Annotated in this window: 19 protein-coding genes; 10 read left to right on the top strand and 9 right to left on the bottom strand. The window is 67.9% G+C overall.

Annotated elements, in window-relative coordinates; genetic code table 11:
• The first annotated feature begins 122 nt into the window (after positions 1-122).
• Together ACFVVC_RS16950 and ACFVVC_RS16955 are read left to right on the top strand one after the other, a co-directional pair.
• Positions 123-350 (top strand): hypothetical protein, encoded by a 228-nt coding sequence (locus ACFVVC_RS16950; RefSeq protein ID WP_387455786.1) that lies wholly within the window; start codon positions 123-125, stop codon positions 348-350.
• A 505-nt stretch (positions 351-855) separates the two neighbouring features.
• Entirely contained in the window at positions 856-1,353 is a 498-nt protein-coding gene (locus tag ACFVVC_RS16955) for a lipopolysaccharide assembly LapA domain-containing protein (RefSeq protein ID WP_387455788.1), read from the top strand.
• A 60-nt stretch (positions 1,354-1,413) separates the two neighbouring features.
• Here the strand turns inward: ACFVVC_RS16955 and ACFVVC_RS16960 are convergent, their stop codons facing one another.
• Genes ACFVVC_RS16960 through ACFVVC_RS16970 form a run of 3 tightly spaced genes read right to left on the bottom strand, consistent with a single transcriptional unit; the run spans position 1,414 to position 5,581 of the window.
• Positions 1,414-2,940, bottom strand: coding sequence for a carboxyl transferase domain-containing protein (locus ACFVVC_RS16960; RefSeq protein WP_387455791.1), 1,527 nt, complete (start codon positions 2,938-2,940; stop codon positions 1,414-1,416).
• Between the two features lies 1 nt (position 2,941).
• Entirely contained in the window at positions 2,942-4,156 is a 1,215-nt protein-coding gene (locus ACFVVC_RS16965) for a CaiB/BaiF CoA transferase family protein (protein WP_387455794.1), read from the bottom strand.
• 57 nt (positions 4,157-4,213) lie between these two features.
• On the bottom strand, positions 4,214-5,581 hold the full coding sequence (locus ACFVVC_RS16970; RefSeq protein ID WP_387455797.1) for an SLC13 family permease: 1,368 nt from the start codon (positions 5,579-5,581) through the stop codon (positions 4,214-4,216).
• A 129-nt stretch (positions 5,582-5,710) separates the two neighbouring features.
• Here ACFVVC_RS16970 and ACFVVC_RS16975 point away from each other — a divergent pair, with 129 nt between their 5' ends.
• The gene (locus ACFVVC_RS16975) at positions 5,711-6,409 is read left to right on the top strand and encodes a FadR/GntR family transcriptional regulator (RefSeq protein ID WP_387455800.1); all 699 of its coding nucleotides are present in this window, start codon (positions 5,711-5,713) and stop codon (positions 6,407-6,409) included.
• A 135-nt stretch (positions 6,410-6,544) separates the two neighbouring features.
• Here ACFVVC_RS16975 and ACFVVC_RS16980 read toward each other — a convergent pair whose 3' ends face one another.
• Together ACFVVC_RS16980 and ACFVVC_RS16985 are read right to left on the bottom strand one after the other, a co-directional pair.
• A complete protein-coding gene (locus ACFVVC_RS16980) occupies positions 6,545-7,063 on the bottom strand; it encodes a DUF4190 domain-containing protein (RefSeq protein WP_387455803.1) in 519 nt (172 codons plus the stop codon).
• Positions 7,064-7,098: 35 nt separating this feature from the next.
• Complete coding sequence (locus tag ACFVVC_RS16985; RefSeq protein WP_387455806.1) at positions 7,099-7,695, bottom strand: LysE/ArgO family amino acid transporter; 597 nt, start codon at positions 7,693-7,695, stop codon at positions 7,099-7,101.
• Positions 7,696-7,766: 71 nt separating this feature from the next.
• Between ACFVVC_RS16985 and ACFVVC_RS16990 the strand changes: the two genes are divergently transcribed.
• Positions 7,767-8,708 (top strand): LysR family transcriptional regulator ArgP, encoded by a 942-nt coding sequence (locus ACFVVC_RS16990; protein WP_387455809.1) that lies wholly within the window; start codon positions 7,767-7,769, stop codon positions 8,706-8,708.
• Here ACFVVC_RS16990 and ACFVVC_RS16995 read toward each other — a convergent pair.
• Complete coding sequence (locus ACFVVC_RS16995; RefSeq protein WP_387455812.1) at positions 8,668-9,585, bottom strand: nuclease-related domain-containing protein; 918 nt, start codon at positions 9,583-9,585, stop codon at positions 8,668-8,670. The genes ACFVVC_RS16990 and ACFVVC_RS16995 overlap by 41 nt on opposite strands.
• 239 nt (positions 9,586-9,824) lie before the next feature.
• Between ACFVVC_RS16995 and pgm the strand changes: the two genes are divergently transcribed.
• On the top strand, positions 9,825-11,486 hold the full coding sequence (pgm, locus tag ACFVVC_RS17000) for a phosphoglucomutase (alpha-D-glucose-1,6-bisphosphate-dependent) (protein WP_387455815.1): 1,662 nt from the start codon (positions 9,825-9,827) through the stop codon (positions 11,484-11,486).
• 83 nt (positions 11,487-11,569) lie between these two features.
• Here the strand turns inward: pgm and ACFVVC_RS17005 are convergent, their stop codons facing one another.
• Positions 11,570-12,175: a malonic semialdehyde reductase gene (locus tag ACFVVC_RS17005; RefSeq protein WP_387455817.1), complete on the bottom strand. Its 606-nt coding sequence runs from the start codon at positions 12,173-12,175 to the stop codon at positions 11,570-11,572.
• 198 nt (positions 12,176-12,373) lie between these two features.
• Between ACFVVC_RS17005 and ACFVVC_RS17010 the strand changes: the two genes are divergently transcribed.
• The gene (locus tag ACFVVC_RS17010) at positions 12,374-13,726 is read left to right on the top strand and encodes a uracil-xanthine permease family protein (RefSeq protein WP_387455820.1); all 1,353 of its coding nucleotides are present in this window, start codon (positions 12,374-12,376) and stop codon (positions 13,724-13,726) included.
• A 13-nt stretch (positions 13,727-13,739) separates the two neighbouring features.
• Here the strand turns inward: ACFVVC_RS17010 and ACFVVC_RS17015 are convergent, their stop codons facing one another.
• Positions 13,740-14,660 carry an SGNH/GDSL hydrolase family protein gene (locus ACFVVC_RS17015; RefSeq protein WP_387455823.1) on the bottom strand — a complete coding sequence of 307 codons (921 nt, stop codon included), beginning with the start codon at positions 14,658-14,660 and terminating at the stop codon, positions 13,740-13,742.
• On the bottom strand, positions 14,657-15,544 hold the full coding sequence (locus ACFVVC_RS17020) for a GAF domain-containing protein (RefSeq protein WP_387455826.1): 888 nt from the start codon (positions 15,542-15,544) through the stop codon (positions 14,657-14,659). The genes ACFVVC_RS17015 and ACFVVC_RS17020 overlap by 4 nt, the downstream gene beginning before the upstream one ends.
• A gap of 185 nt (positions 15,545-15,729) precedes the next feature.
• On the opposite strand from ACFVVC_RS17020, the gene ACFVVC_RS17025 reads away from it, so the two are divergent.
• The 4 genes from ACFVVC_RS17025 to ACFVVC_RS17040 all read left to right on the top strand — a co-directional run bounded on the left by ACFVVC_RS17025 (position 15,730) and on the right by ACFVVC_RS17040 (position 20,555).
• A complete protein-coding gene (locus ACFVVC_RS17025) occupies positions 15,730-16,614 on the top strand; it encodes a LysR family transcriptional regulator (protein WP_387455829.1) in 885 nt (294 codons plus the stop codon).
• Positions 16,615-16,763: 149 nt separating this feature from the next.
• Positions 16,764-17,861, top strand: coding sequence for a tartrate dehydrogenase (locus tag ACFVVC_RS17030; RefSeq protein WP_387455832.1), 1,098 nt, complete (start codon positions 16,764-16,766; stop codon positions 17,859-17,861).
• A gap of 86 nt (positions 17,862-17,947) precedes the next feature.
• On the top strand, positions 17,948-19,396 hold the full coding sequence (gene dctA, locus ACFVVC_RS17035) for a C4-dicarboxylate transporter DctA (RefSeq protein WP_387455835.1): 1,449 nt from the start codon (positions 17,948-17,950) through the stop codon (positions 19,394-19,396).
• A 1-nt stretch (position 19,397) separates the two neighbouring features.
• Positions 19,398-20,555, top strand: a complete 1,158-nt coding sequence (locus tag ACFVVC_RS17040; RefSeq protein WP_387455838.1) for a glycerate kinase — start codon at positions 19,398-19,400, stop codon at positions 20,553-20,555.
• The last annotated feature ends 65 nt before the right edge of the window (positions 20,556-20,620 follow it).

Consider the following 20,620-nt stretch of genomic DNA (forward strand, 5'->3'; position numbering starts at 1 on the left):
GCTGTTGTTGACCTGAACCTAACGCCCGCTTAACCCGGCGGTAACCCCTGCGGCGCACACTGGAAAAACCACCTTTTCGCACCCTCCATCTGCCTTTCCGCCCAATGAGGAGTTGCACCACCATGAATGCTGACCAGCGCGCCACCGGCGCCGGCCCCACCGAAACCGCAGACGACGGGCGGCCGGACCTGAGCAACTCCAACGTCAGGGAAGACCTGGCCATGACCGGCCGCTGCGCTCTGGTGCACTTGCCCACAGGCCGGGCCTGCCTCCTTCCGCTGCGCCACGGCGGCCCCTGCGAGTTCCACCGCCCGCAGGAGGCGCAGGATGTGGTGGCCGGCGGCCGCTGATGGTCATGGCGCCAGGCCACTGCCCCTGCCCCGCTATCGACTCCACAGCCGATGCGGAGGACGATTAAAGGGCAGTCACCAAGAGGAGGTCTGTGATGTGCTATTCATCAAGCAAGGACTTCGGGTGGGGCGCCAGGAAAGAACCCAGGCGCCGGCCTGAAGAGCGGCCTGAGACCCACGAAACTCCGGAGAAACCGGCCAAAGCACCGGAATTCACCTTCTGGGCCTTCCCGAACTGGCGCAGGACGCCTGCGCCGGGAACGCCTACCGGCGAACGGAACAAAGAGCGGGTCTGATGTCCGGACGGCCATGAGCCGGACCGGGCCGAGGGAGGGCCTCCAGGGGCCCTCCCCATCGGTTCCTGCATCCTGTCCCGGTGCAATCCTGTCGGCGCCCCCAGCATGGGGCCGCCGGGCCGCTCGCGGCGCGCTCGTTGTGCTGCGGCAACGCGGGCGTCTATGGTTGCATCGTAAGCATGCTTAGCATTCTGCGAAAGGAAACGGGCATGAGCGAAGGACAGTACACGCCAGGACCGAACAGCCAGCCTGACCCGGATGTGGGCGCAATGTCATCGAACGCGGACCGGCCGGCAGGGAACCGGGGGGCAACCTACGGTGCCGCGCCGTCCGCCGCGCCATCCTACGCACCGGATGCCCCCGGAACCGCTGCGGCGACGGGAACACCGGCAACGCAAGGAACACCTGCCACCGGAACAGCTGCGGCCGGCGGCGGAACACCCGAACGGAAAGTCACCCGCGCCGGCGTCATCTGGGTCGGCGTCGTCGCCGCCCTGGTGCTGTTGATCCTGCTGATCATCTTCATCCTGCAGAACCAGGAACAGGCCATGGTTAAGTTCCTGGGCTTGGAGGGTTCCGTCCCGCTGGGCATGGCGCTCTTCATTGCTGCCGTCAGCGGCGGCGTGCTGGTGGCCGTTGCAGGCGGGGCACGCATCCTGCAACTGCGCGCCAACGCCCACCGCGCCAAGATCCGGCAGCGGCGCTAGGGCAAACCACGCCCGGAGCCACCGCAGCAAACTCGCCGGCGGCCCCAGCCGTGCGGTGCGTCAGTTGCCGCCCAGGTTCCGGTACTTCCGGAACCGGGCCCCCACCAGCCCCGCCACGGGGATGTCGGCAACGGACGCGAGTTCGTATTCAATGGCACGGGCCATCCGGGCACAGAATTCGCGCGGCTCCAGGGACGCGTCGTCGCGCTCGTCAACGATGTGGTCCACCAGTCCGTTCGCATACAGCGCCGCCACATTGACCCCCTGCGCCTGCGCCATCCCGGGCGCGAAGGCCGTGGTGCGGTGCACGATGGCGCTGGCGCCCTCGGGCGGCAGCGGCGACAGCCAGCTGTGCTGCGCGGCGATGGTCCTGTCCGCGGGCAGCAGCGCCAACGCCCCTCCCCCAGCCCCCTGGCCAAGCAGCACCGAGACCGACGGCGATTCCAGGCCAATCAGTTCATACAAGGAGCGTGCGATCTCGCCGGCGAGCCCGCCCTCCTCGGCTTCCTGCGAGAGCGCGGCGCCGGCGGTGTCGATGACCGTGAGGAGGGGAAGCCGCAGTTCTTCGGCCAGCTTCATGCCGCGGCGCGCTTCCCGCAATGACCCGGGCCCCATTCCGGCGGCGTCCTTGCGCAGCGGGCGGGCATGGCCGAGCACAATGCAGGACCGGCTGCCGAACCTGGCGAGCGCCAGCAGCAATCCGGGGTCCTTTTCCCCCTGCCCCGTCCCGTTCAGCGGCAGGGCGTCGCTGGCGCCGAACTTGAGGAGCTGGCGCAGGTCCGGCCGCCGCGGCCTGCGTGAAATCCCGATCGATGTCCAGGCATCAACGGGGGCCGGCCGCACGGCCAGGGTGGCCGGCGCAGCGGGCCGGATCACGGTCCCTGACGTTGCCTCCCGGCGCGGGGCCAGGATGTCCAGCGCCCTGGCCACCAGTTCCGCGAGGTCCTCGGGCTTCACGACGCCGTCGATCAGCCCCTTGTGGAAGAGGTTTTCCGCTACCTGCACGTTGTCCGGAAAGGACTCCCCGTACAGCGCCTCGAACACGCGGGGCCCCAGGAATCCCAGCAGGGCGCCCGGTTCGGCAACATTGATGTGGCCCAGCGACCCCCAGGATGCCATCACGCCGCCGGTGGTGGGATGGCGGAGGTAGACCAGGTAGGGCAGGCCTGCCTGGCGGTGCGCCCGGACGGCTCCGGTGATTTTCACCATGGACAGGAACGCTGGGGTCCCCTCCTGCATCCGGGTTCCGCCGGAGGCGGGGCCGGCCAGCAGCGGCAGGCCTTCCGCGGTGGCCCGTTCGACGGCGGCAACGATCCGCTGAGCCGCGGCGTGGCCGATGGAGCCGGCCAGGAAGGAAAACTCGCTGACGATCAGCGCCACCCGGCGGCCGCGGATGAGTCCGGCACCGGTAAGTACCGATTCATCGGCGCCGCTGCGTTCGCGGGCCTTGGCCAGGTCACGGGCATACTCTTCGGACAACGCCGGTTGGTGCGGCGGCGTATCCCAGGAGACAAACGAATCCTGGTCCACCACGGCGTCGATCAGTTCGGCGGCGCGCAGGTGCCGCACTTTCTCGGTGGTTGGCATGCTAGTTCACCCCGGCCGCCACCGGAGCCGGCAAACCGAGCCACTCCCGGATTGCGGGTCCGTCCGCGTCCAGCAGCGGCGGAGCTGCATGGTCCGTCAGGGTGGTTTCGGCGGTGTCCCCTTGTCCGAAGAACCGCAGCGGGGGCCCGGGGAGGCTGACAGTTCCGAGCAATGGATGCTCGACGTCCACCACCAGCCCCTGGGAGGCCACCTGGTCCCACGCGTACACCTCGTCCAGCGAGCGCACCTTCCCTGCCGGGATCCCGGCGTCGTTCAGTTTCTCCAGCAGTTCCGCCGCGCCGTAGCCGGCGAAAGCGTGTTCGACGGCGGCAATCACCGCGCTGCGGTTCCGCACCCTTTCGGCGTTGCTGGCGAACCCCGGCGCGGCCGGGTCCAGGCCGAAGGCAGCGGCGAAGGCAGCCCAGAGCTTCTCGCTGCCGACGCTGATCTGCACGCTGCCGTCCTTGCAGGTGAACAGCCCGTAAGGGGCGATGGATGGGTGATGGTTGCCCTGCGCCTGTGGAACCTCGCCGGCCACGGTGGTCCGGGTGCCCTGGAAGGCGTGGACGCCAATCAGCGACGCCAGGAGGGAGGTGCGGACCACCTGGCCGCGGCCGGTGCGGTCCCGTTCCACCAGCGCCGCCAGCACGCCGAAGGCGCCGTTCATGCCGGCGAGGAGGTCGGCGATGGGGACCCCGACGCGCTGGGGGTCCTCCGGCCCGGAGCCGGTGAGGGACATGAGTCCGGCCTCGCCCTGCAGGATCTGGTCGTAGCCGCTGCGCCGGGATTCGGGCCCGTCATGGCCGAAGCCCGTGATGGACAGGATCACCAGCCGGGGGTTGAGCTCATGGATGGCGGCCGTGGAGAAGCCCAGCCGGTCCATCACGCCGGGACGGAAGTTCTCGATCACCACGTCCGCACGTTCCAGCAGCCCACGCAGCACCGCCTGCCCGTCCTGGCTCTTGAGGTCCAGGCTGATGGATTCCTTGTTGCGGTTGCAGGACATGAAATAGGTGGACTGCAGGTCGTCTTCCGGGCCCACGAAGGGCGGCCCCCAGCCACGGGTGTCATCCCCGGTGCCGGGGTTTTCCACCTTGATCACGCGGGCGCCGAGGTCCGCCAGCATCATGCCGGCGTGAGGGCCCGCCAGTGCGCGGCTCAGGTCGACGACGGTGTGCCCGGCCAGGGGGCCTCGGGAATTTTCGGCTGTGCTCATGTGCTGGGTTTCCTTTCTCAAGTACGGGCGGCGTGTGGTGCCGGGCGGCTGCGCCGGCTAGAGCCAGCCGGGGACCACCAGCGCCAGCCAGGCCAGGATGGGTCCGGCCACGATCACGATGCCGCTGTAGCCGAGGATCTTCTTGTAGAACCGGTCCTTGTCCACCCCCTCCGGGGCGTTGGCCAGGACCAGGGCGCCGTTGGTGGAGAACGGGGAGACGTCCACGATCGTTGCGGAGACCGCGAGCGCGCAGATGACGCCGACGGCGCCGATCTCACCGGTGGAGAGGAAGGGCACGGCCAGCGGGATGAGGGCTGCCAGGATGGCGGTGGAGGAGGCGAAGGCGGACACGATGGCGCCGATGAAGCAGATGATGAGGGCTGCCAGCAGCGGCATTCCCATGCCGGCCACGCCGCTGGAGACGAATTCGATGGTGCCGGCTTCTTCCAGGACGCCGACGAAGGTCAGCATGCCGCAGATCAGCAGCACGGTGGACCAGCTGATCTTGTTGATGGCACCCTTCTGGGCTGCGGGTGAGACCAGCGCAAGGACGATCGCGATGGTGATGGACACGAAGCCGACGTCCATCTTGAAGCCGAGGGCCACGACGGCCAGCACGATCAGGCCTCCAATGGTGACCAGTTGCGGAATCCGCTCCTTGCGCTCCTTGGTGGCCGCGACGCCGTCGCCTGCAGGGTCACGCGGGCCGTACATGCCGGAGCCGAAGCCCTTGAACGGAACGTCGGTGCCGGCTTTCGCGCCGACGCTGACTGCCATCCTGGCCTCGGCGGCCTGCTCCACGAATTGACCCACCTTGGAGGACATGAGGTTCCTGCCGCCCAGGACGACGAAGAGGACCAGGGAGATGACCAGGTTGAAGATGAAGCTTGAGAGGAAGAGTGCGGCCGGGCTGAAGGCGAGATCGGTCTTGGCGATGATGCCGTTGACCGTGACGCCGTAGACGGCGATGGGCGAGAAGCCGCCGGCCTGGGCGCCGTGGATCACCATCATGCCCATCAGCAGCGGGCTGATCTTGTACTTCCCGGCGAAGCTGAGGGCAATGGGGGCAATGATGGCGACGGCGGCGGGAGACAGTGCGCCGACGGCCGTGATCACTGCGGTGATGGCGAACATGACCCAGGGGATCAGGGCAACGCGGCTGCCCACCAGCTTGACGGCTCCCCGGACCAGGAGGTCGATGGTGCCGTTGTTTTGCGCAATGGCGAACAGGTAGGTGACGCCGACGATCGTCAGGAAGAGGCCGCCGGGGAAGTTGGCAAGGATGTCGTTGGTGGACATGCCCAGCACCAGGGAGCCAAGCAGGAAGGCGCCCACGAAGGCGAGGGCGCCCATATTGAGGGGCAGGACGGTGGCGAGCAGGAACATCGCCGCCAGGATGATGATCGATAAGACAGGAGCGGACATCGTTGGTCCTCCATTGGAACGAAAGAATGTGACGTGAGTTACTGGCTCACTGGACTAGCCTCTTAGACAGTGAGTCTATCTGTCAATAGATGCAGGAGGTATTCTGGTTCGAGAACCTCGGGAGGAACTGTGGAAAAGACGGCACGGGCAGGCCTGGAACGGGTCTCGCGCCCCCGGCTCTATGAGCAGCTGGTGGAGCAGATCCTCGCCTACATCGAGTCCGCCCAGCTCCGCCCCGGAGACCTGCTGCCCGCAGAACGCGACCTTGCCGAGCGGCTGGGAGTTTCCCGTGCCACCCTGGCCCAGGCCCTGGTGGCCCTCGAAGTGCTGGGCGTGATCGACGTGCAGCACGGCACCGGCGCAGTCCTGGCACGGCGCCCCAGCGTGGCATCCGTCATCAAGGGCCTCCGCGAGCACCAAAGCCGGCTGCCGGAGATCGTCGAAGCACGCAGCACGCTGGAAGGGAAGCTCGCGGCACTGGCCGCCGAACGCCGGACCGAGGCCGATCTCGCCGCCATCGACGACGCCCTGGACGTCATGGCGCGGGAGATCAACGACGGCGACCGCGGCACCCATGGCGATGAACTCTTCCACCAGGCCATCACCGCGGCGGCGCACTCCTCCGTGCTGGCGCAGCTAATGGCCTTCATCGCCGAGATGATCCTGGAAACCCGGATGGAATCGCTGGGCCAGCCAGGGCGTCCGGAACAGTCACTGGCCTCCCACCGCCGGATCGCCGACGCCATCCGCGCGCAGGATCCGGCCGCGGCGACAGAGGCCATGCTGGCGCATATCGACCTCGTCTCGGACGTGGAACTGCTCCGCTAGCGGCACCCCGCCGGGTTCCCAGCGGCAACTCCCCGCGGCATGGACCAGTCCCCCTGTCATGTGCAGGGGAGTTGTCCATCCGGAGGGGACTTTTCTCGAGGCCGACCGTTAGCGGCCCGCGGCGGGGCAGTGCGCCTAGAAAGTCCCCGAATTCGAACCGGTGGTGCTGGCGACGGTCAGGCCGATGATGAGCATCAACCAGATGGCGCCGTAGCCCAGCAGGCAAAGATAGCCCAGCACCAGGCCGGAGATGGACATCCCCTTGCCGGACGGCTCGCGCCTGAGGGCGAGGTGGCCGGTAATGATGGCGGCCAGCTGGGGTAGGAGCAGCCACCCCATGATGACCGATGCGATGCCGCAGACCATACTGGCGATACTCAGGGTCTTCGGCTCGGCCGGACTGCCGTAGTAAGCCGGCTGGCCAAAGTACTGCCCTTGGCCGTACTGCGACTGGTTGTACTGGGACTGGTTGTACTGGGACTGGTTCCACTGGCCCTGGTTGTAGGTTGGACCGTACTGGGACTGCCCATAGTGGCCTTGTCCATACTGCGTCTGGCCGTACTGGGCCGGCGGCCGGTAGCTGGGCCACGGCGCATCGTTGCCCTGCTGGTCAGGGCGCTGGTCGTCGGGCCCCTGGGACGGCTGGTCAGTCATGGTTTCTCCCCCTGCGGATCTGGCTCCAGCCTACTTCAGTGCAGGACCAGGCTGACGGCCAGCACCATCATCAATACACCGATGCCGGCATCAATCCAGCGCCAGGTGCGCGGGCTGCCCAGGACGCCCGCCAGGGCCCGTGCCCCGTAACCCAACACCGAGAACCACAGGATGCTTCCGGCCACGGCGCCGGCGGCAAAGGCCCAGCGCAGGTCCGGTCCCTGCTGGTTGGCCACGCTGCCGAGCAGCACCACGGTGTCCAGGTAGACGTGGGGGTTCAGGAACGTGAGTGCGGCCGTGGTGGCGAGCACCGAATGCTTGGACCGGGGTGCCTGCTCCGCCAGCGCTGACGGCTTCGCTGCCGCCCTGAAGGACCGCACTGCGAACCACAGCAGGTAGGCGGCCCCTGCCCACCGCAGGACTTCCAGTGCCTCCGGAAAACGGGTCACCACTGCCCCGATGCCGGCGGTACCGCCCACGATCAGCAGCGCGTCACCGCCCATGCATACCGCCACCACCAAGCCGATGTGTTCGCGGCGGATCCCCTGCCGCAGCACGAACGCGTTCTGGGCGCCGATCGCCACGATGAGCGCCAGCCCGGTCAGCATTCCGGTAATCCACGAGGTCCACATGACTAAGACGGTAGGGTCCGGCGGGATATGTAGGCAAATAACGGATTCTGCGTACGCATTAGAATAGCTTCATGAACTTGGAGCATCTCAAAGCCCTGACCGCGGTCATTGACGAAGGGACGTTTGAGGCTGCCGCCGACCTCCTGCGGATCACGCCGTCAGCTGTCAGCCAACGGATCAAGGCACTCGAGGGAGCCGTAGGCCAGGTCCTGGTCCGCCGCCGCCTGCCCTGCACCACCACGGACGCCGGCGCCCTGCTGCTGCGCATGGCACGGCAGGTGCAGGTGCTGGAGGCGGAGACGTCGGCAGCGCTCGGCGCGGGGCCACCCGCCCGCGCCCACCTTCCCGTGGCCATCAACGCGGATTCCCTGGCCACCTGGTTTGTCCCCGTCCTCCACCGGGCTGCCGGCTGGGAGGACGCCGTCCTGGACCTGCGTGTTGAAGACCAGGGCTACAGCAGCCAGCTGCTCCGCGAGGGAGACGTGATGGGCGCCGTGACCTCTGATCCTGTGCCCGTCAGCGGGTGCCGGGCAGAAATGCTCGGTTCCATGCGGTACATCCCGGTGGCCAGTGCCGGGCTGCAGCGCCGGTTTGCAGCCTCCGGCAGTGTGGACTGGGCAGCCATGCCCGTCCTGAAGTTCAACGCCAAGGACAACCTCCAGCAGCAGCTGCTGGCGGCCAAAGGCATCGGGCAGCCTCCCCCCACGCACACCGTACCGTCGTCGGAGGGATTCTTCGCGGCGGTCAAGGCGGGCTTGGGCTGGGGCATGATCCCCGAGCTCCAGCTCACGGATGGGCTTTCGGACGGCACCCTGGTCCGGCTGGATGACGATTACCAGGATGTGGCCCTCTACTGGCAGGCCTGGACCCTCGATTCGGACGGGCTCAACCGGATCACCCGAGCGGTCCGGACCGCAGCCAAAGACCGGCTGCGCCCCGGCAGCGGGCCGGAAGTCAGCGGGCGGCCGGCCGTCAGCGGGCCAAGTAGGGCAGGATATAAACGGCAAAAATGACGAAGGCCGCCAGGAGCGCCAGCTTCCCCCCGCTGGTACCGCTGCGGTGCGCTTTGGCTTTCCCGCCCCGCCGGGCCGCTCCTGCCGGGACGCCTGCCGGCGCTCCTGCCCGGGATCCGCCAGCAGGCAGGTTGCGGCCGGCCGGATGCCGGGACATGCTTCCGCTGCGGCCGGTGCCGTCAACGGGCCTGCGCCCTTCCGCCGGACCCGCCGCGGGGCCGGCAGGCGGCAGCGCCCCTGCCGGGCGCACCACGGTGCCGGGGCGGACGTTCCGCAGGGCCGTGATGCCGGGCTCTTGTTCATGGGTGAGCTGCTGGCCCAGTTGTTCATACAACCCCACTACCGCCTGCGCGTCCAGCACCGGCGGAAGCGCCTCGATGGTCCGCACCACCCGGTGGGAACCCGCCACGGCCACATCGGAGGCGGTCACCCCGAAGAGGTCCGGCTGCGCCGCCATGCAGATGAGCGGACGCACCAGGCGGCGGTGCTGGGGGGCCAGCACCGAGGCGACGGCGGCGCACTGGGCCAGCGCCCCCTCCACGGCCTGGGTCCGGGCGTAGCGGCCTTGCCAGAGCACTCCGGACACCACGCGCACTTCGCCGGTCCAGTTCTTCGAATCCACCACCACCACCCCGCCGGGGCCCACCAGGACATGGTCAAGATTGGCCTTGGGCCGGCCCGGCCAGTGGACATCGTGGAGCAGGTACCAGCCACGAGGGACCAGTTCGCTGAGCTTGTCCGCCACCACCCGTTCGCCCAGGGCTCCGGCGTCCCAGGCCTTGGTGGAACGTTCGGCCTCATCCAGCTGGCGCTTCAGCCTGGCAACGCGTTCGGCAGCGAGCCTGGACTGCTCGGCTGCCCCGTCTCCTGCCCCCATTGGACGTCCCCGCTTCCTTGCCGGACGGGACGATCGGCGGTGCCGCCGTCGTCCGTTGCTTTCGCTTGCGTGCCTGGAATTTTCTTGAAAATAGCAGGGCGCTGAAGGGCCGGTATATAGGTACTTTCACGGCCCTGTACTCAGGTGGACTACTTGGTTGGTGACGTCATTGCGTCTCACAGCGTCCGGATCCTGGGCAATTCGTTTTGACTCCCGCCAGGTTCTGGCATGCTGGTCCCATGGCTAGCCGCGCGGGTACAGTTGCCCAACCCCAGGACCTTGTTGACATCACTGCGCTCCTTGACGCGTATTACGACATCGCGCCGGACCTGGGTGATCCCGGCCAGCGCGTGGTGTTCGGCACCTCCGGGCACCGGGGCTCCAGCCTCAAGGCGTCCTTCAATGAGCAGCACATCGTGGCCATCACCCAGGCGATCGTGGAATACCGGGCGGCGCAGGGCGTCACCGGCCCGCTGTTCCTGGCCAAGGACACCCACGCCTTGAGTGAACCGGCGCAGAACTCCGCCCTGGAGGTGCTCGCCGCCAACGGCGTCCACGTGCTGGTGGACGCCCGTCACGGCTACACTCCCACCCCTGCCCTGAGCCACGCCATCCTCACGTACAACCGCAAGGCCGCGCCGGGGGCCCCGCAGGCTGACGGGATCGTGGTGACCCCCAGCCACAACCCGCCCGCCGATGGCGGCTTCAAGTACAACCCCCCGCACGGCGGACCCGCGGACTCGGACGCCACCGGCTGGATCGCCAACCGCGCCAACGAACTGCTGGAGAACGGCCTGCGCGGCGTCAAGCGGATCCCCCTGGCCGACGCGCAGGCGGCGGACACCACGGGCAAGTTCGATTTCCTGAGCAGCTACGTGGATGACCTTCCGTCCGTCCTGAACCTGGACGCCATCCGCGAAGCCGGAGTCCGCATCGGCGCCGACCCCATGGGCGGCGCGTCCGTGGACTACTGGGGCGAAATCGCCGAGCGGCACCACCTTAATCTCACCGTGGTGAACCCCACTGTGGACCCGCAGTGGGCCTTCATGACCCTGGACTGGGACGAGAAGATCCGGATGGACTGCTCCTCGCCGTCCGCCATGGCGTCCCTGATCAGCCGGATGTCCGTGGGTGCCGACGGGTCCGTACCGTTCGATGTTGCCACCGGCAACGACGCCGACGCCGACCGTCACGGGATCGTGACCCCCGACGGCGGCCTGATGAACCCAAACCACTACCTCGCGGTCGCCATCGACTACCTCTACCGCAACCGGAGCGGCTGGAACCCCGAATCCGTGGTGGGCAAGACCCTGGTGTCCTCCTCGATCATCGACCGGGTGGCGGAGAGCCTGGGCCGCAAGCTGGTGGAGGTCCCGGTGGGCTTCAAGTGGTTCGTCCCCGGCCTGCTCTCCGGTGAGGGTGCGTTCGGTGGCGAGGAATCCGCCGGCGCATCCTTCAACAAACTGGACGGCAGCGTGTGGACCACTGACAAGGACGGAATCCTGCTGGCACTGCTGGCCTCCGAGATCACGGCCGTGACCGGGAAGTCGCCGTCGCAGCTGTACAAGGGGCTGACGGATCAGTTCGGCGCCCCGGTTTATGCCCGCATTGACGCAGCCGCCACGCGTGAGCAGAAGTCAAAGCTGGGCAAGCTCTCCGCCGCGGACGTCACGGCCACCGAGCTGGCCGGCGAGGCGATCACTGCCAAGCTCACCGAGGCACCCGGCAACGGTGCGGCCATCGGCGGCCTGAAAGTGGTCACCGAGAACGCCTGGTTCGCCGCCCGCCCGTCCGGCACCGAGGACGTGTACAAGATCTACGCCGAGTCCTTCAAGGGCGAGGACCACCTCAAGCAGGTGCAGGCGGAGGCCAAGGCGCTGGTGGACAGCGTCATCGCCTGAGCGGACGCCCCACAGGTTAAGCACGAACGCCCCGTCACCAAGTGATGGGGCGTTCGTGTTTGACCGCGGAACGTGATGGGGCGTCAGACGGTGCGGACCGCGTCGTCGTAGGAGTACTTGGGCTTCGCCTCGCCCCAGGCTTCCTCACCGGGCTCCCCGATGTTGACCACCAGGAAGCTCTTCTGGTCGCCGGCGGGGAAGAAGGCGGCGTCGATGGCCTTGAAGTCGGCGCCGGTCATCGGGCCGGCGGCGAAGCCGAGTGAGCGGACGGCCAGGATGAAGTAGCCGGCCTGCAGGTGGGCGTTGTTGTTGCCCGTCGCGGCGGCGAGCTCGGGGTCGGCGTCGTACATGGCCTTGGGGGCGTTGTAGCCGGGCAGGAAGCTGTCCCACTTGCCCGCCCAGTCGGTGTCGTAGCTGAGGATGGCCACCAGCGGAGCCGACGCGGTCTTGGCCTGGTTGCCGCGGGACAGCGCATCCACCAGGGTGGCGCGGGCTTCGGGCGAGCGGACGTACGTGACGCGCAGCGGCTGGGAGTTGAAGGCGGTGGGCCCGAACTTGGTCAGTTCGTAGATGGCCTGCGCCTGCTCCTCGGTTACCTCGCCGCTGAACGTGTTGGCGGTGCGGGCCTGGGCGAAGATCGCGTCCACGGCTGCCGAATCGATAATCGCTTCTTCGTGGGCAATGGTCATTGGCTTACCTTTCGCTGTGCCGCCCGCTTCCCGGGGTGGCCTCTTTGCTTTCCATAGTTGCAACTTCAACTGCTTGGTTCCTCTTCCCGTGACGGCAGGTGACGTTCGCCACATCGGACGGCAGCGAAATACTTGGCGGTATTCTGGACCGAGTTATCCTTCGCCCCCTCGCGGCACCCCTGAAAGGCATTCCTTCCCATGAGCATGCTCGGAATCAAATGGAAGCTGCACGGCACCGGCAAAACCATCAAGCCCGGACAGGTGGTGGCCCCGGATGAGCGGCTGGCCTGGCCCCTGACCATCGGCGTGGGCATGCAGCACGTGGTGGCCATGTTCGGCGCCACCTTCCTGGTGCCCATCATCACCGGGATGCCGCCGGCCACCACGCTGTTCTTCTCCGGCATCGGAACACTGCTGTTCCTGGTGGTCACCAAGGGCCGGGTGCCCAGCTACCTCGGCTCCAGCTTTGCGTTCATCGCGCCCATCACGGCCTCCCAGGCACAGTTCGGCATCCCGGGCGCGCTGGGCGGCGTGGTGCTCGCCGGCGCCACCCTCGCCCTAGTGGGTGCCGTGGTGCAGAAGTTCGGCGCCGGGTGGATCAACCGGTTGATGCCGCCCATCGTCACCGGAGCCATCGTCGCGTTGATCGGCCTGAACCTCGCCCCCGCAGCCAAGCAGAACTTCGACGCCGCACCCATCACCGCCGTCGTCACGCTGGCCACGATCATCCTGGTCAGCGTCCTGTTCCGCGGGATCCTCGGCCGGCTCAGCATCCTGGTGGGCGTCGTGGTGGGTTACCTGGTGGCCATGCTCCGGGGCGAGGTGGCCTACGACAAGATGGACGCCGCCGCCTGGGTTGGCCTGCCGCATTTCCAGACCCCCGAGTTCCACCTCGGCGTGCTGGGGCTGTTCGTCCCGGTGGTCCTGGTGCTGGTGGCAGAGAACATCGGCCACGTGAAGTCGGTTGCCGCCATGACAGGGCAAAACCTCGACGGCGTCTCCGGCCGGGCGCTGATGGCTGACGGCGCCGCAACGGTCCTCGCCGGCCTTGGCGGGGGCTCGGGCACCACCACCTACGCCGAGAACATCGGCGTCATGGCGGCAACCAAGGTGTATTCGACGGCGGCCTACTGGGTGGCCGGCATGTTCGCGATCCTGCTGAGCTTCTCACCCAAGTTCGGCGAACTGATTGCCACCGTCCCGGCCGGCGTCCTGGGCGGCGCGGCCACCATGCTGTACGGCATGATCGGCATCCTGGGCGTAAAGATCTGGGTGCAGAACAAGGTGAACTTCGCCAATCCGGTCAACCTGACCACCGCGGCCGTGGCCCTGATCATCGGGATCGCCGACTACACCTGGACCATCGGCGACCTCAAGTTCACCGGCATCGCCCTGGGTTCGGCCGCCGCGCTGGTGATCTACCACGGCATGCGGGCCATCGCGAAGGCCCGGGGAACAGCGGCCGAGCCGGAAACCGAGCAGGCAGGACTGCCCCCGGCGGTCAAGGCTGCCATGAATGCAGCCTCGAAGCGGTCACCCAGGAAGCGCTGACCCCCGGCCGGCGTCAGGCCACCCGGTTCACCGCCCTCGCGTCCGGCCCGCCGGCTGCCGGGCCGGGGCCCATCTCCGAACCCTTGGCCGGGTGTCCCGGCGGGAACGGGCCGGGGAGGCCTTGGCCGAAGACCGGGCCGGGCTGCGGCCGCTTCGCCGCCAGCGCGTCGGCCTGGTGCGGCCGCAACTGCTTGAGCACCCACGGCATGAAATACTGCCGCGCCCACACCAGGTCCTCGGCCCGGGCTTGCGTCCACCCGTGCGCCGGCAGCGGCCTGGGCTGCAACGGCTTGAGCGCATGCTCCACGCCCAGCGCATCCAGGGTTGCCGCGGCCACGGCATGGTGGCCCAGCGGTGACAGATGCAGCCGGTCCGGGTCCCACATTGACGCGTGCTGGAGTTCCGGCAGGCACCACAGGTCAACCATGATGGTGTGGTGCCGGGCCCCGATGGTGTGCAGGTGCTCGTTGTAGATGGCCACGCGGCCGCGGATCTTGCCGAACACCGGCGTGTTGCCCCAGTCCGGGCCCGCAAACAGGAGCACGGTGGCACCGGTGGCTGCGAGCGTGCCGATGGCCTGGTCCAGCTTCCCGGCCAGCTTGTCGGGATCGCCGTGCCTGAAGATGATGTCGTTGCCACCAGCGGCAATGGCAACAAGATCCGGTTTCAGGGACAGCGCCGCGGCCAGTTGCCCGTCCAGGATCTGCCGCAGCAGCATTCCCCGGATGGCCAGGTTGGCGTACGCAAAGTCGGGGCGGCCGGACGCCAGCTCCTCGGCCACACGGTCCGCCCAACCACGGAGGCCGCCCAGGCTGAGCGGTTCCGGGTCGCCGATTCCTTCGGTGTAGGAGTCTCCCAGGGCAACGAACCGGTGCCAGGGGTGGCCCTCCGGCCCGTCCGCGATGAAACGCGGCTCCTGCTTCTGGATGGTCATGCTGTCCTCCCTTCTGCGGGAGGCGGGGTTTCCGTCTTCACCGCAGCGTTCCTGCGGGGTTGCTTTCCGGTTGGAAAGCCCCGCCCCGCCGCCGACGGACGCGGAAGCTCCGCGACGCCGTCGTACGCTTCCTGCCGCAACGTGGACGGCGGTGCGCCGCTCCGGTCCCGGCCGGTCCCCGGGGCCACGACGTTCAGGGCCGCGTCCCGGAGGTCAAGCTCATGGTGCAATGCCTGCGTCTGCAGGAAAAGCAGCGCGGCCTCCCTGCTGAGGCCGTATTCGCTGGTGAGGCTGCGCACGGCCAGGTCCACCAGGACCAGGGAGCTTTGGACGACGGCGAGGCCCGCCGTCGTTTCCGCCCTCTCGGCCACGCGGAACACAAGGCGAAGGGCCCGGGCCGTCTGGCGCGCATAGCCCTGGATCCTGACCAGGTCGTCGCTGGTAAACGCGTGCGGCACGCCCGCGTAGAAGGTGATGGCGGCGCTCGTCCCGCCTTCAGACATGACGGGCACGGAAAGCATCGACTGCACCCCGTGGCCCGACGCCGCACTCGCGTACCCGGGCCACCGCCGGTCACGGCTGAGATCCGATACCAGGACGAATGCCTCGGTGCGCAAGGCCTCCATGACGGGCCCGTCGGCGAACGAGCACTGTTCCCGGTCGGCGTCCCACGCCTGCTCCGTGCTGGCCGCAAGGGTGCGTCCCTGGCCCAGGCGGAAGAGCGTGGCGGCCCAGCCGATACCGCGGTGTTCACCCTTGATTTCGCTCATGAAGTCATGGGTGACTTCCCGGAGGAAGGCTTCGACATCCTTGGTGTCGAAAACCGGCTCCGGGGTAACTGGAAGCAGCCCCCAGCCAACCTGCCCCGAAGGTTCAGCCGCCATGTTCCAGCCCTGTTCGAAGCGCTTCGGCCTACTACAAAACCTGGTTCCAAGAATACGTCCGAACCGGGCCCTGGCGGGAGTGGCAGCAGAGATAAGCCAATGAGGGGGCAATGGTTCGCTGATATGGTCCCCCTGTGCGGCAACAGCTGCACCGCAGCACAGGACCGGCCGGAGAGGAGCCCCGTTTGGACACCCGGAAACTGAAGTATTTCCTGGCGGTGGTGGACCACGGCGGGTTCAACCGCGCGGCCGAACACCTGTTGATCGCCCAGCCCTCGCTGTCCCAGACCATCGCGGGCCTGGAAAAGGAGCTGGGGGTTCCGCTGTTCCACCGGATTGGCCGCCGCGCCGTCCTCAGCGACGCGGGCAAGGAACTGGTGGGGCCGGCCCGGCTGGTGATGCGGGACCTGGACGCCGCGCAATCCGCCGTTCAGGCACTGCGCGGCGTTCGCAGCGGGCAGCTGGACATCGTCACCATGCCCTCACCCGGAATTGAACCCCTGACCTCCATGATCGCCGCTTTCACCCGGTCCTACCCGTCGGTCAGGTTGAACGTGGAGGCCGCCTTCACGCCGGAGGAGGTCATCGAATCGGTGCGCAACGGCAGCACCGAGATCGGGCTGGCCGGTTCTGCCACCGCCATCCGCGTGGCCGGGGTGGAAGTGCTTGAGCTGGAGCGCCAGCCGCTGATCCTGATCGTCAATCCGCAGGCAGACACTTTCGGCCCGGGAGATGCCATCGCGCGGGAGGACCTGAACGGGCACCGGCTCATCGCCAGCCAGCGGGGTTCCCTGATGCGCTGGCTGGTGGACGATGCCCTGGCGCGCGGGGTCAATGCCGAGATCGTGGTGGAAGTGGCCCACCGCACCTCGGTCCTGCCCCTGGTGCTGGCAGGGGTGGGGCACGCGGTGATGCCTTCCTCGTGGGCCCCCACAGCCGGGAAGGCCGGCCTGCGCACGCTCCTGATCGAGCCGGTTTCCCACTTGGAGGTGGCCATCCTGAGCCGCAAGGACGACCTCACGCCCGCGGCGCGCGCCTTCCTGCAGGTGGCCAAGGACCACGCGGAATAGCCGCCCATCGATAGGCGCAGCCTATCTGTCGGATCGAATCTTGGTCTTGGACGCCCCACCCGCCGCGCCCGTCTACTTGAAGAGGAAGAAAACAGTGTGACCGGGCCGACACCCGCACACTGCAAAGCACTCAACGAGGAGGTAGGCAAATGAGCGCCAACCAGACATTCAGCATCGCTTCGATCCCGGCCGACGGCGTGGGCAAGGAAGTGGTATCCGCCGGCCGCCGCGTCCTGGACGCCCTGGCCCGAAACTCGAACGGGAAGTTCGCGTTCGACTGGACCGAGTTCCCTTGGGGCAGCGAGTACTACGCCAGGACCGGCCAGATGATGGACCCCAAGGGCCTGGACGCCCTGAAGGACTTCGACGCCATCTACTTCGGCGCCGTCGGCTGGGAAAACGTCCCGGACCACATCAGTCTCTGGGGCTTGCGCCTGAACATCACCCAGAACTTTGACCAGTGGGCCAACATCCGCCCGGTGAAGTTCCTCCCCGGCGTGCAGTCTCCACTCCGCAAGGCCGACACTACCGAACTGGACTGGGTGGTGGTCCGCGAGAACAGCGAGGGTGAGTACGCCGGCCTCGGCGGCCGGAACCTCAGTGGGCGCGGCCCCGGCAACGAGGTGGCGCTGCAGACCGCGCTGTTCACCGAGAAGGGCTGCGAGCGCATCATGCGGTTCGCCTTCGACCTGGCCCGGACCCGGGCCGTCAAGAAGGTTTCCTCGGTCACCAAGTCCAATGCGCAGCAGTACGGGATGGTCTTGTGGGACGAGGTCTTCAACCGCGTCGCCCTGGACTACCCGGATGTCCAGACCGAAAGCGTCCTGGTGGATGCCATGAGCGCTAAGTTCATCCTCAAGCCCGAGGACCTCTCCGTCGTCGTCGCCTCCAACCTGAACGCCGACATCCTCTCGGACCTGGGCTCGGCCCTGGCCGGCAGCCTGGGCCTGGCGGCCAGCGCCAACCTGAACCCGGAGCGCCGCTTCCCGTCCATGTTCGAACCCGTCCACGGCTCCGCCCCGGACATCGCCGGCCAGGGCATCAGCAACCCGATCGGCGCCATCGCCAGCGCCGCCCTGATGCTGGACCACTTCGGCCTGCACGCGGAAGCCCGCCAGGTGGAAGCCGCCATCGAAGCGGCCACCGGAGCCGGCCACCTGACGCGCGACGTGGGGGGCAAAGCAAACACCAAGGACGTCACCGAAGCCATCATCAAAGCCTTGACGCTCGCGCCGGCAGTGGTCTAACCACTCATTTCAGCGGAGGTCCCACCCCGCAGCAATCCTTTCCCCAACACATCCTCCAGCGATATTCCAACAACGAGGTAGGAATCATGGACCACATCAACACCGCCGGCAACGCGACGCCGGCCCCCAAACCCCGCTGGTACCGGCAACTCTACTTTTGGGTACTGACAGCGATCGTCATCGGCATCCTGGTCGGCTGGCTGGCCCCGGCAGCGGGTATTGCCATGGAACCGATCGGCACCACCTTCGTAAACGCGATGAAGATGCTCATCGGGCCCATCGTGTTCCTCACGATCGTCGGCGGCATCGCCAGCGTGGCGGACCTGAAGAAGGTGGGCATGACCGGACTGAAGGCGCTGACCTACTTCCAGGCCGGCACCATCTGCGCCCTGGCATTCGGCCTGGTGGCCATCAACGTCTTCCGGCTCGGCGAAGGCGTGAACGCCGATCCCGGCGGCATCAAGACGTCAGATTCGGCCGCCAAGCTGATCGATGCGGGCCAGCACCAGGAATGGTGGCAGTTCATCACCAACATTATTCCCACCAGCGTGGTCCAGCCCTTCGTGGCAGGCGACATCCTGCAAATCATCTTCATTGCGGTGGTCTTCGGGATCGCCCTGAATGCCATGGGCAAGGTGGGCGCCCCGGTCCTGGACGGCGTGCAGCGACTCACCGGGGTCATGTTCAAGATCCTCGGCTTCATCATGAAGGCCGCGCCCCTGGGAGCCTTCGGCGCCATGGCCTTTGCCGTGGGCAAGTACGGCGTCTCATCGCTCACCAGCATGGGCGGCCTGATCGCACTGTTCTACGCCACGTCCATCCTGTTCGTCATGGTGGTCCTCGGCTCGGTCATGGCGTTCCTGAAGCTGAACATCTTCAGCATGATCCGGCACCTCAAGGAGGAATACATGCTCATCCTGGGCACCTCCACCGCCGAGCCCGCCCTCCCAGGCCTGATGCGCAAGCTCGAGAACGCCGGCGTCAAGAAGGAAACGGTCGGCCTGGTGGTCCCCACCGGCTACAGCTTCAACCTGGACGGCGCCGCCATCTACCTGTCCCTGGCCGCCCTCTACATTGCCCAGGCCACCAACACCCACCTGAGCATCGGCCAGCAGCTGGGCCTGCTCGCGGTCATGCTGCTCACCTCCAAGGGCGCGGCAGGAGTCGCCGGCGGCGGCTTCATCGCCCTCACCGCCACCCTGGCCACCATCGGCACCATCCCCGCCGCCGGAATCATGCTGATCTTCGGCATCGACAAGTTCATGTCCGAATGCCGGGCCCTGGTCAACTTCACCGGCAACGCGGTGGCCACCCTGTTCATCGCCTGGTGGGACCGCACCCTCGACGCCGACCGTGTGCGCCGCGTCTTCGCCGGCGAAGCCGTGGACCCGCTTCCCGCCCTGGCGCCGGGCCCCCTTGAGGCCGCCGACGGTGCCGGCGCCCCCCACAAGGAGCCGGCCTTCCAGGAAGGCACCACCGGCGTCGAGCCTTCCCTGCCTGCCGCCCGCCGCCCCGCCTACTCCGAAACCGCCTGACATGCCCGCCGACACCACCACGGTCCGGGCCCTGATCGCACCCGACAAATTCAAGGGCAGCCTCACCGCAGGCGAAGTGGCGCAAGCCTTGGCGGCTGGGCTCCGGTCCACCGCCGTGGCGGCCCGGACCATCGAATGCGAGCTGCTGCCGCTGGCCGACGGCGGGGACGGCAGCGTGGACGCCGCTGTCTCGGCCGGTTTCGCCCGGCACACCTGCTCCGTCACCGGCCCCACGGGGCAAACGGTCCAGTCGTCCATCGCCTTCGACGGCGCCACCGCCGTCGTGGAGGTCGCCAACACCTGCGGGATCGCACTCCTGGCGGACGGCGGCCTCGACGCCCTCAACGCGTCCAGCCGCGGTTTCGGTGAGGCGGTCCGGTTCGCCCTGGGCCTCTCGCCCGCGCGGATTGTGCTGGCTCTGGGTGGCAGCGCCAGCACCGACGGCGGCATGGGAATGCTGTCCGCCCTGGGATACACCTTCCTCGCAGCCGACGGCACGGAACTGCCGGGGACCGGCCAGGCACTCGGCCGGATCCACGCCGTCCGAGGTTCCCTCCCGCCGGGCCTGGCAGGGACGGAACTGGTGGTCGCCAGCGACGTCTCCAATCCCCTGACCGGACCAGCCGGGGCTGCGGCCGTCTTCGGGCCGCAAAAAGGCGCCGGCCCGGCGGATGTCGCCGCCCTCGACGCCGGACTGGAACACTTCGTTGGCAGGATGGCGGACGCCGGGTTTGGCGCCGCGGCCGGGCTGGCACGGCATGACGGAGCCGGCAGCGCCGGGGGAATCGGGTTCGCCTGCCTGCTCCTGGGCGCGCGCCAGGTCTCCGGAGCGGACTTCTTCCTTGACCTGCTGGACTTCGATGCCCGCAAGGATGGCTGCGACGTCGTCATCACGGGCGAAGGCAGCATCGACGCGCAGACCCTCGCCGGCAAGCTGCCCGCCGCGGTGGCCCGGCGCTCCGGCACCCGCACCCTCATCGCCGTGGCCGGCCGCTCCCTGCTCCCCCGGGAACGCTGGGCGGACCTGTCCCTGGCGCAGGTCTACGCCCTGGCCGACTACACCAACCGGGATTCCGCCAAGGACCCCGTGCTGTCCGCCGCCCTGCTCACCCGGATCGGCCGGGACATCGGCCGACAGCTCGGGCGGGGCTTCCGCTAAGCCGGGCACGTTTGTCCAGTCCACCGGTTGCGCCGCCCAGTAGCATCGGGAGAGGGAACTCCGAA

The sequence above is a fragment of the Pseudarthrobacter sp. NPDC058196 genome (genome assembly GCF_042882685.1).
Taxonomy (GTDB): domain Bacteria; phylum Actinomycetota; class Actinomycetes; order Actinomycetales; family Micrococcaceae; genus Arthrobacter.